This window comes from Paenisporosarcina sp. P4_E4_2, assembly GCF_056401595.1.
Genome location: NZ_JBFUJC010000080.1, coordinates 1 through 10684 on the forward strand (window position 1 = coordinate 1; position 10684 = coordinate 10684).

The 10684-nt window shown below is 39.4% G+C and carries 12 protein-coding genes; 3 read left to right on the forward strand and 9 right to left on the reverse strand.

What is annotated here, in order from left to right; translation table 11 throughout:
- Both AC1DSB_RS08065 and AC1DSB_RS08070 read right to left on the reverse strand, forming a co-directional pair.
- Positions 1-283: DEAD/DEAH box helicase (locus tag AC1DSB_RS08065; RefSeq protein WP_477586364.1), on the reverse strand; the 283-nt coding region annotated here is incomplete at its 3' end.
- 52 nt (positions 284-335) lie between these two features.
- Positions 336-941 (reverse strand): DUF1836 domain-containing protein, encoded by a 606-nt coding sequence (locus tag AC1DSB_RS08070; RefSeq protein WP_477586366.1) that lies wholly within the window; start codon positions 939-941, stop codon positions 336-338.
- A 142-nt stretch (positions 942-1083) separates the two neighbouring features.
- Between AC1DSB_RS08070 and trhA the strand changes: the two genes are divergently transcribed.
- Together trhA and AC1DSB_RS08080 are read left to right on the forward strand one after the other, a co-directional pair.
- Positions 1084-1731, forward strand: a complete 648-nt coding sequence (trhA, locus tag AC1DSB_RS08075; protein ID WP_016428501.1) for a PAQR family membrane homeostasis protein TrhA — start codon at positions 1084-1086, stop codon at positions 1729-1731.
- Positions 1732-1878: 147 nt separating this feature from the next.
- Complete coding sequence (locus tag AC1DSB_RS08080) at positions 1879-2319, forward strand: hypothetical protein (protein WP_016428502.1); 441 nt, start codon at positions 1879-1881, stop codon at positions 2317-2319.
- Between the two features lie 166 nt (positions 2320-2485).
- On the opposite strand, the gene AC1DSB_RS08085 is transcribed toward AC1DSB_RS08080, so the two are convergent.
- The 7 genes from AC1DSB_RS08085 to AC1DSB_RS08115 all read right to left on the reverse strand — a co-directional run bounded on the left by AC1DSB_RS08085 (position 2486) and on the right by AC1DSB_RS08115 (position 10253).
- Positions 2486-3787 (reverse strand): M48 family metallopeptidase, encoded by a 1302-nt coding sequence (locus AC1DSB_RS08085; RefSeq protein WP_477531674.1) that lies wholly within the window; start codon positions 3785-3787, stop codon positions 2486-2488.
- Positions 3788-3928: 141 nt separating this feature from the next.
- Positions 3929-4717 carry an alpha/beta fold hydrolase gene (locus AC1DSB_RS08090; protein WP_477586374.1) on the reverse strand — a complete coding sequence of 263 codons (789 nt, stop codon included), beginning with the start codon at positions 4715-4717 and terminating at the stop codon, positions 3929-3931.
- A gap of 152 nt (positions 4718-4869) precedes the next feature.
- Positions 4870-5295, reverse strand: coding sequence for a hypothetical protein (locus tag AC1DSB_RS08095; RefSeq protein WP_016428505.1), 426 nt, complete (start codon positions 5293-5295; stop codon positions 4870-4872).
- Between the two features lie 474 nt (positions 5296-5769).
- Entirely contained in the window at positions 5770-5937 is a 168-nt protein-coding gene (locus AC1DSB_RS08100) for a hypothetical protein (RefSeq protein ID WP_477531675.1), read from the reverse strand.
- Between the two features lie 41 nt (positions 5938-5978).
- A complete protein-coding gene (locus AC1DSB_RS08105) occupies positions 5979-6401 on the reverse strand; it encodes a protein-tyrosine phosphatase family protein (RefSeq protein WP_477531676.1) in 423 nt (140 codons plus the stop codon).
- 12 nt (positions 6402-6413) lie between these two features.
- Complete coding sequence (locus AC1DSB_RS08110) at positions 6414-8531, reverse strand: type IA DNA topoisomerase (protein ID WP_477586369.1); 2118 nt, start codon at positions 8529-8531, stop codon at positions 6414-6416.
- Between the two features lie 492 nt (positions 8532-9023).
- The gene (locus AC1DSB_RS08115) at positions 9024-10253 is read right to left on the reverse strand and encodes an alanyl-tRNA editing protein (protein WP_477586371.1); all 1230 of its coding nucleotides are present in this window, start codon (positions 10251-10253) and stop codon (positions 9024-9026) included.
- A 69-nt stretch (positions 10254-10322) separates the two neighbouring features.
- Here AC1DSB_RS08115 and AC1DSB_RS08120 point away from each other — a divergent pair, with 69 nt between their 5' ends.
- Entirely contained in the window at positions 10323-10598 is a 276-nt protein-coding gene (locus AC1DSB_RS08120; protein ID WP_477586373.1) for a hypothetical protein, read from the forward strand.
- Positions 10599-10684 lie beyond the last annotated feature (86 nt).

Sequence of the window (10684 nt, forward strand, 5' to 3'; positions counted from 1 at the left end):
CTTCATGACTCAATGAACTATTGATATATGCCGCATGAATGCCCGCTTCCAGTAAGGTATCCACCTGGTCTTTCATTAATGAAATCAATGGAGAAACAACAATTGTAGTACCTTCTAAAACTAGTGCTGGTATTTGATAGCAGATAGATTTCCCGCCACCAGTCGGCATCACGCATATTGAATTGTCACCATTCAGTACTTGTGTGATTACTTGTTCTTGTCCGGTTCGGAATGACTCATATCCAAAAAAGGTTTGTAAGTATTTTGTTGCTTGTTCTAACACATGTGTCACTCCTTATCTGTTACAGATTGAATGTTAATGATATTCAAGTTCTTTATTTTTTTGGTATTAAATCGCCCGTGACCTTTTGTGATTCCTCTTTTAATTCATCAATTAACAGCTCCGCTGCTCTACGGTACGAGTTGCTGATGTTAACCAGTGAGGTGATCAGAAGAATTTTCTCCAATTTTTCCGCTTCGCTGTCTTTCATTTGGGCCACTTCTTCGTGAACATCTATTGCTCTTTTTTGGAATTCGGACTCGAAATCCGAGGCATTCCCACTCTGAATAGCAAGATAGCTATTATAGAATTTTTCTAGCTCAAAGTCTTCATTTGTCAGTTTGAAATTAAGACCGTCCAGCGTTGACTTAATGTCATTGATTGATAGAGCACCTTTTAATTGATAGACCAAACTGATCAAGATGAGGTGCTTCTTCGAATATTTTTTATTTTTTATAGGAATGAACAGCTTCGCTTTCGCATAGTTGTTGATCATAGTWTTTGTCAGAACTTTTTCTTCTTCATTGCGCTTTGTACTTTTAAAAGTGTGATCAAATAATTGAATGACTTGATCCATATATAAATCGATATCTGGCATTTCCTGAAGTGAAATGTTCTTATCTAAAGAAAGTTTCCTCAACAATTCTTGTATGTTTTCCATCTTGTATCCCTCGGTTTTCATTTGCATTTAGTAGTTTCAGTGTAACTTAAAAAAGACCAAGCGTAAATATTGACTAGATGGTGATATAGTTATATCTTTAAACATAGTATTAATAACTACATATTGAATTGGGGGTATTTAAATGCACGCTTATATTCGAGAACCTTTTAATAGTTTATCTCATTTAGTAGGTGCGGTATTATCTGTCATTGCGTTAATTGCTATGACTGTCAAAGCATCTATAAGTGATGTGCCTGTTCTTCATATTGTCGCTGTTATCATATTTGGCATCAGCATGGTTTTATTGTATACAGCATCCGCCACTTATCATATGGTAATTGCGAAGGACAATGTCATTGCTTTTTTCAGAAGACTTGATCACTCCATGATTTTTTTGTTGATTGCAGGATCGTACGCTCCTTTCTGCTTAATTGCTCTAAACGGCAAGAATGGATTTGTTTTATTTTCTGTCGTTACTGGTTTAGCGATCGCAGGTATTCTGTTTAAAATGGTGTGGTTCAACTGTCCGCGATGGCTTTCCACTGCTCTTTATATTGGAATGGGTTGGATTATTGTTTTTCTTGCCTCACCACTTACGGCAACTTTAAGTGCGAAGGGACTTTGGTTGCTCGTTGTTGGTGGAATCATGTACACAATAGGAGGTGTCATTTACGGTGCCAAGCCCAGTTTCATGAAATCCAAATACCTCGGTTTTCATGAAATTTTCCACATCTTCATTTTACTTGGAACTCTTTGTCACTTTTTGTGTGTATATATGTACGTATTATAGAAAAGTAACGAAGTGCCAGGCACCGGTTTTCTCAGAACCTTTGCCTGGCACTTTTGTATTGTTGCAACTGGCGTATGAATGGAACCCAAACCCTTCTTCGACAAAGCCATATACTAACTCGAATACAGTTTAAAGGAGGTACTCATTTTGGTTAATCAATTTCCCCCATTTCCACCTGGTGATGGCTCGCCAAACTTCCCTGGACGTGGTCCTGGATTTCCACCAGGATTCCCTGGACAAGGAGGATTTCCAGGTCAAGGTGGTTTCCCCGGGCAAGGTCCTGGATTCCCTGGTCAAGGAGGTGGCCAACAACCTTCAGGCGGCCCGCCGTCTGGTCCACCACCATCTTTCGTTCCTCAGCAAGCTGCCGGTGCTCGAGGTGGAGTTTCGGCTTTTGCAGTAGATCCCGGTGCGATTAGGGGCTGTTTGTTCCGGTTTACGTTTATATGGCTACGAAATGGTCGTTCTTTCTGGTTTTTCCCAACATTCGTTGGCAGACAATCCGTTGCAGGTTGGCGTTGGAATGGCCGTAGATGGACTTATTACGGAACAGATTTAGACAGAATCTCATCTTTCCAGTGTTTCTAGAACTTTTTTCTGTACAAAAATGAAGAGGACGCGATAAAGTCATTAACCTTGACTTTGTCGCGTCCTCTTTTTTTATTTAGCTATATTAAAGAATGTTGGCTCATGCGTAAATGCGGCTAGTGACGAAAAACAACAGGATAGTTTACCAAAGCCTTTAATTTAAAAGCTATTGTGTAATTACTCTATAAAAATCTTCTTCATTATCGACTTCAAGATATGAAAAGGCTGATTCCCCTGAAGGATCTTCAAGTTCGGGATCTGCTCCGTACTCATAGAGCATTAATGCAAGTTCATAATTCTCGTTGTATAAAGCATCCATCAAAACAGTCGAATAGTCATTTAGAGCATTCGGATCTGCTCCAGACTCCAAGAGAACTTGTGCGACATCGTTATTCTGTAAAAAACCTGCGTATGCGAGAGCAGTATATCCCTCAGCATCTGTTTCTTCCAGGTCGGCACCTTCATCAATTAAGGCATTTACTTCTTCAATATCCCCATCGTATGCCGCAGTCATAAGAGGAGTTTCTCCTTCGGTAGGATAATAGTCTTCCTCTGACAAATCGAATGTATCCTCTGAAAGAAGAGATGGAATGAAGCTTGAATAGACCAATCCCCCTGCTGAGAAAAAGAACACAATCAGCAGATAGACTCCAAACATCCCACCAAATAATAAACTGGCACCCAACACTATTTTCCCTTGTTTCGGTTCATATGAGGGTGTTCCCTCTACACGCATAAACTGTCCGACAGATTGGATGCGTTTTGGTAAGCGAGGATGACTAGATAAGACTTCACTTAACCACACAGCAACATTGGACTCACTCTTGATTTGCTCTAAATAGGCTGATTCGTTTACTTCTTGATACAAATCCTTGCCAGCTCCAAGAATCGTTAATGCCCGTTTTGCAGCAATTCCATTTTGAGTATAGAAAGCCGCTTCGCGGTCACATGTATATTCACATGAACGACTGTAAGCTTGTGATAAGAAAGGAATGAAAGTTGCAGGAAGCAGTAGCAGGTTCTTCCAAACATGGCGTCGTTTAATATGAGCAAGTTCATGGGCAATGATGAAATCAAGTTCAGCTGCTCCACCCTGTCTTGCAAGTTCGAAAACTTCTGAATAAACAACTACCATATCACGACCTAAAAAGCGTGTTGCAAATGCGTTTAATGCCCCTTCAGACTGAACAATAAATACATCGGGTACACGTTTCAGGCCCATTTCTTGCGATAAAACCACTACCCGTTCGTAAACATCCGGGAATTGGTTTTGGTTAATACGAATTCCATTCCCTCGGATTGATCCAAGCATAATCATATTTGCATAAATTACGATGGCTAATAAGCCCAGCGCTATGCCGATTCCGATAATTGAAATGGCCGCAATGATATAAATAAATATACTGAATATAATACTCAATACGAAGTATATCGTTTCTCTCTCTGATGTTACATTTGGTGTTCTCATTTTGCTGTCCCCTCTTGTATAAAATTTACATACAGTACTGAATTTAACGGATAATACAGAAGTGGTCAATATAATAATTTTTAGAAAATAAAAACAAAAAACGCAAAAGACCAAACCAATGGTCAATTGCATTTTTGGTACTTAAGATTTTAAGAAATCTTGAATTTCGGATAGTACTAAATCCGGTTTTTCCATCATGCTCATGTGTCCGGCACCTTTAATCAAAGCTTGAGAAATGATTTCTTTATGAACAGAGAAGGTTTTTTCGGGAGGGATGACTTGATCCCTCTCCCCAGCAATCAGTAGCACAGGCAACTTGCTGTTTTTGWTGACATGATTTCGGTCTGGTCGATTTTTCATTGCTGTTAACATTCCTATTGCGCCTTCTTCAGTTGTTTCCTTCCCAATTTCTTTTGCTTTTTCTACATCTTCTGCATGCGTCTCCAAGTTTTCAGGCGCAAATAATTTAGGAATTAACCCCTCAATCAAAGCAGGGATTCCTTCCGATTTCACTTTCTCAATGGATGCATCGCGACCTTTCTTCGCTTCCTCAGAATCTGGATGCGCAGTAGAATGAATCAACGAAAAACCATTCAGTCGTTCTTCATATTTTTCTGCGAATGCCAATGTTATGTAACCACCCAAAGAATGACCAAACAATGTTACTTTCTCCAACTCCAATTGATCCAGTAGTTCTACTAACGTATCCGCCATGTATTCCATTCCGTAGTTCCCTTTAGGAAAAGTGGAGTCTCCGTGACCCGGTAAATCGGGCACAATCACTCGATTCATTTCGGATAATGCCGGAATCACCTTGTCCCAGTATTCATGACTTCCACAAAAACCATGCAGGAGGACAATTGCTTCACCCTCACCACTGTCTTGGTATGCCAATGTCAGATTTGATAATTCAATTTGATGATGCCCCATCTTAACAACTCCCGTTTTCATGTTTGTCATACACTTATACCCATAATTCAAACTTTTAAGCGCGGGAATCGGTTCAATTACAAAAATAAGATAGAAGATCATTTAAAACACAAAAAAGCATGCGCACTAAGTGTACGCATGCTTTCATTTATTTATTGGAAGAATTTAATCAATTGGTTGCTTGACGGTTCTTGTAAAGGAAATGTCTCATCACTGTCAGTCTGGCAGACCACATGCAATGTCGGTGTTTCCTTTACAATAAATTTCCAATGAGCCGTTTTTGAAGTACTCGTAGCTTTCAGTTCTTCACGCATCATTTTCTTTCTGAAATTGGCAAGCTTTGCAATCAAGAAACGTTCTTTGTAGCGAATTAACAAATACCCATTATGGGCAACACGGTTGTATTTGTTTAGACTAACTTCTCTTAAATCAAATCCATTAGACTTATTTTGAACAGACGGTGACAATACAAAAAAGTCACGTTTCTTAAAAATGGTTGTATTTAAATGTTGTACTAACCCTAATTCATTTGTCAAAAAGTCCTTGTTAACAGCACTTGGAATTTGATTATTATCCATTCTTCACCTCTTCTAAAAGTTCTCTTATAATAAGTATACACCTTTATGGATGAAATTTCACCTCTTCCTGGCTTTAAACCACTATAGAATGCATGTCACGACAACATTTCTCACCCATTAATCGTTGCTGTTCATGATATTACTCCGCTACTTGAACAAATAATAATAATTTTAGTTTTAACTGTTATCAAATGAGATTATTTGATTTCTCCTGCTTAGTTTGCTTAAAAGTGGCTCATACTATTCCAATTAATTTTCTTCATTTACATCAAAAAAACAAAGTTGTAGCTTATCGTGTCATCTGTGTTATCCGAATGAGCCAACAAGTATGAAAACCACATACTTGTTGGTCTCAAGCTTCGAAAGTGTTGCTCCTGCGGTTACTCGTCACAAAGAATAGGGTCAAACTACCTTTGACCCTATTCTTTCCTGCGATATGCTAGGAGCAAATGTAACCTTTCGTTTTTTTCAATATCAACAGCTTTCTTTCATCGGAACTGATGTCTTTCTCCAGGCGAATGAACAAATACGGTAGGTGAGTGGACAAAAAGTATAGTTGAACGGACGAAAACCAATTTCCTTGTACCCTTTCGTTCGTTCTTCAGTATCCACAGCTTTCTTCATATAGATAAAAAAAAGCAACCTTGATCCTCCTCAAGGTTGCTTTGGAATGACAATTTTATTTATTTTCCATAAATACGAGTTAAAGCCTCTTTGAATTGAGGTTTTACGTTCACTTCAGAACGAATCATTTTCACTTTCGCTTCAGCTTCTTCAATTGAATCAGCTAAACGGAGTTCCATCAACGTAGCCACAGCCATAGTTCCTGCTCTACCGGGACCGGTATTGCAATGGAAGAAGATTTTCTTGCCATCCTGGTAATCCTGAACAATTTGTTTGACACCAGTCCGAATCGATTCATCTTGGAATTCCCCATCATCCACAATTGGCTGATGTTTGCTGATTTCACTTGATGAAGCCGCAACTTCCGCACGCAAATCGTATACCACGTCGATTTTTTCGTCTTCAATCGCGTGTGGTACGTCGTTAACCCCACCAATAAATATACGATCGTCGATTAACGATTGATAATTTTTTTCGTTCATTGTGTCATCCTCCTAGTTAAAATCCAGTTTTAATTGACCATTAGTGAATGTCAGCTTGGCATTGAAGTTTTTGCCCGTTTTTGAAACAAACCCTTTAATTAGGTCTGTTTTCCCTTTCACACATAAATCTTCAATGTGTTTGACGGACAACCGTTTCTTTAGGAACATGGCCGGAAACGTTTGTTTACAGCCCTCTTTATAGCCAGAGCAACCATAAAAATTCTTCCTTGAAATAATGGTTCCTTTTTTACAGGTCGGGCAAGTCGCAACTTCTTTTCTACTGACAAACGTTTCCGTCGTCATGTGAAAAGTCTTATCGCTCAGCTGCGTCGGCACATCATGAATCAATTGATTCAAATATTTAGCTATACTGCCTAAAAACAATTCGGATGAGCCATTACCCGTTCCGATTTTCTTTAAATAGGCTTCCCATTTTGCGGTCATGACGGGACTTGCAAGTAAATTTCCTTCAATCGCTTCGCAAAGGACACGTCCTTTTTCAGTAATGGAAACGATATTTCGCTTAACTTCAATATACCCATGTCGTTTAATCGTTTCAATTATTCCGCTCCGCGTTGCTTCCGTTCCGAGCCCTTCCACTTCTTTAAGAATTTCAGTATCCACAGCATCTTCCACAAACTTCCCACAGGTTTTCATCATAGCAATGAGCTGGCCTTCCGTGTATGGCTTTGGTGGTGTAGTTTGACCTTCTTTAATTGCCACTTTACTTTTCACTTGTTCGTGCAGTGACAGCCTCGGTAAATTGGGCTCTTTTGCTGAAGACGGTTCTTTTTCATTCGAAAACAATGCTTTCCAACCTTTATCGATTTCCGTTTTGCCGCTCGAGAAAAAGTCCAGGCCATTTACATCCGTTGTCACCGTTGTTTCTTTGTATAAGTAATCTGAATGGAACATCGCGAGTGTGGTACTTAACACTTCTTCATACAAATTTCGTTCCTCACGAGACAAACCAGCCAATTGTTTGTCGCTCGGAATTTTTTTCGTTGGAACGATTGCATAGTGTTCCTGCACTTTTGAACTGTCGACATACCGTTTACTTGGATTCCTTGAAGCAACTTGGAAAGGATGCTGAATAAGCTGTTGGTAAGCTTCAACTTGATTAACAAGATACGAAAATTCATTTGGTGTAATGTGCTGAGTATCTGTTCTCGGATAGCTGACAAGTTTCTTTTCGTACAGACTCTGCATCGTCGATAGCACTCTTGCAGGACTATATTTCCATTTGCGATTGGCTGTTGCCTGAATGGTGGACAATGCATGAAGTTTAGGGGGAAGAATCTTTTTATCTTCCGTTTTCAGTTGCTTCACAGTGCCTGGAAGCAAGCCGTCTATTCGATGTTTGTTTAATAAATGTTGAGCTTCTTCAATGCGCTTCATTTTGCCTTTCGCTTTTCCTTTATAAGAACCATGTTCAGCTTTGAACGTTCCTTCCAATTCAAAAAAGGATTCAGAAACAAATCGTTCAATTTCAAGGGCGCGTTGGTAAATCAGGTAAACTGTAGGTGATTGGACTCGCCCTATAGAAAACACTTCACGAATTCCTTTTTGTTGAATGAGCAACGTGTAAAGACGAGAACCATTCATCCCAACAAGCCAATCACTCATTTGACGCGCCTTCGCTTCTTCATACATAAGCAAATCCTTGCGGTTGTCCTGCAACTGCATAAATCCTTTACGTACTTCATCCACTTCAAGAGAATTAATCCATAAGCGTTTAATTATCTTGTTGCGGGCACGCGTGTAATCAAAGATACTATAAAAAATATTGGACCCCTCACGATCAACATCACATGCATTGATTACCGTATCAGTCTCATAAATCAATTTCTTAATGATTCCAAACTGTTTTGCCTTGCCTTTAGCAATTTGAAATTGAAATTCATCAGGCAAAATAGGTAATGTCTGAAGAGACCACTTCGTCCATTTAGGATTATGGGACTTTGGATCGCGCAGTTCGACCAGATGCCCGATTCCCCATGTAATATAGGCGCCTTGCGGGAAAGCCTCGCATGGTTGTACATCAAAAAAGCCTTCCTGCTTATTCACTTTGAAAGCATCTGCATATGCCTTCGCCTGACTCGGCTTTTCTGCAACAATAACCGGTTTCACAAAACCCCCACCTTTCTTTTTAGCCTTATGTAAAAAAAGTATAGCATCTACCGAACGCACATTCTACTTTTCAATGACTAGTCTCATTGTTTGCCTTGCATTAATCGTCTCATTAAACAAGTTAACTCGACACAGAGATGGTAGTTACATAGTTGTAAAGATTTATCGCTCAGATTGGACCATTTATCGATCAAACTGGAGATTTATCACTCAAAATCTAGTTTTATCGCTCAAACTAACACATTTATCAATCAAACACGTCTCATCAGCAAGTCAACTTGGAGAAACACATACAAAAGAAGCCAGGTACCTTATATGTCACGGGAAATTCACTGCCCCTCTCCACATGTCGGCACCTGGCACTAACCAGCAAGCTTAATTTTACCAGTTCCAATTCAACTGGAATGGATTCTTCAACTTCTTCACCTTTTAAGTGAGCAATAGCTGTTTCAAGTGGTGTCACTCCTATTAGATCCGGTTTTTGAGCAACACTTATATGAGGTATTGATGAATTTGCGACAAGTATTCTTGTCCAGTAAGCTCGGTCGTCCCTCCACCTTGAGCAAAGCTTTCTGAGCCGCCACCCTTACCGTTGATAATCGGCAAAATCTKTGCAGACAATTGCTTCATATTTGTATCGTTCTCAAGTCCGCGGGCAAGAACGACCTGTAGCAAACCTTCATTTTCCGCAATAAAGATGACCCGAAAGGCAGGTACTTCAACTACAAGAAGACGAGCCAGTTTTTGCAAATCCTGAATTGGGCGTTGTTTAAAAATACGTTCAATGGAATCGTTGCTGACATTATCCGCAAGTAACTCCTTCACTTCATAGCTCAGTAATTGCTCACGAGATTCATCGATCAGTTTCTCATTCCTCTTCCCATTCTCGAGTAGTACTTTTACTGTCTGTGACAACCCTTCTTGAGATGCGCTCAACAGGTGTGTCACTTCTTGCAAAGTCTTTTGTTTACGGTGAAGTTGATTCAGCACTCTTCCTCCACAAACAAAATGCACTCGTACATTTCCTTTTTGCATTTCCTTATCAAGAATCTTTAGCGAACCGATTTGAGCAGTGGATGATGGATGCGTTCCTCCGCAACCGTTGTAATCGAAATCTGCAATAATCACCAAACGAATGTCCTCTTCAACTGTTACTTGCTTTCGAAGTGGGTAATCTGACAATTCGTCTTTTGTGACCCACTTCGTTTCGATTGGCCGGTTATCTAATATGATTTGATTTGCACGTTTCTCCACTTCCAGCAATTGCTCGTCTGATACATTCTTCACATCCAAATCAATCGTAACCAGTTCTTTCCCTAAATGAAAACTGGTCGTTTGTATGCCAAACAATTCAACAAAGGCAGCTGTCAATATATGTTGTCCCGTATGCTGTTGCATGAAATCAAATCGACGGTTCCAATCAATTTCAAATTCAACCGCGTCCCCCACTTCGAGYAATGGTTCTGATATGTAATGTCGGATTTCACCGTCAACTTCCTCCACATCAATGACTTCAACTTCATTTATGGCACCTGTGTCGTGGGGCTGTCCTCCACCAGTTGGATAAAAGAGTGTTTCTTCTAACGTGACGTACCATCTATCGGATTCGTCTTTCATCTGACTCACTACAATTGATTTTCCTTTTTGGCAGTAAGCATCTTGGTAAAATAATTTATGTTTCATTTTAAATATTCTCCTTTTATGTTGCAGATTTTGATGCATATGACTTATCACCTTGAAAAATGGGTATATAAAATAATGTACCATCAATTAGCATAGAGGAGCCATGGAATGAAAACAGATATATACCAATCTGAACCTGGACATAAAACTGATTTTCCACTTCCTTTATCTCATGCGAATAGTTTAAATAGGTATCAAAGGATTATTGCAGCTAGTTTTTTTGATTCTACAATGAGGATGGGGAAAAATGCAAAACGAACATCCTATCTGGAAGTGGATATTCTTCAATCCATTAACCGCRATACGGGTCAGCAATTCAAATCGATTTGTGAAATTAATACCCATGTGGAAATGATGGTACAAAAAAAGCTTTTGACTGATTAAAGTCAAAAGCTTTTTTCGTTCGGTTATTTGGATATTATAATAAATAAAAACCAATGCCCATAATAAGATAAGCGGCAAGCAATGTG

Bases quoted from the DNA above. Each gene is read 5' to 3' on its own strand.
- trhA (WP_016428501.1), top strand. From the start codon at position 1,084: ATGCACGCTTATATTCGAGAACCTTTTAATAGTTTATCTCATTTAGTA.
- AC1DSB_RS08085 (WP_477531674.1), bottom strand. From the start codon at position 3,787: ATGAGAACACCAAATGTAACATCAGAGAGAGAAACGATATACTTCGTA.
- AC1DSB_RS08095 (WP_016428505.1), bottom strand. From the start codon at position 5,295: ATGGATAATAATCAAATTCCAAGTGCTGTTAACAAGGACTTTTTGACA.
- AC1DSB_RS08105 (WP_477531676.1), bottom strand. From the start codon at position 6,401: ATGAACGAAAAAAATTATCAATCGTTAATCGACGATCGTATATTTATT.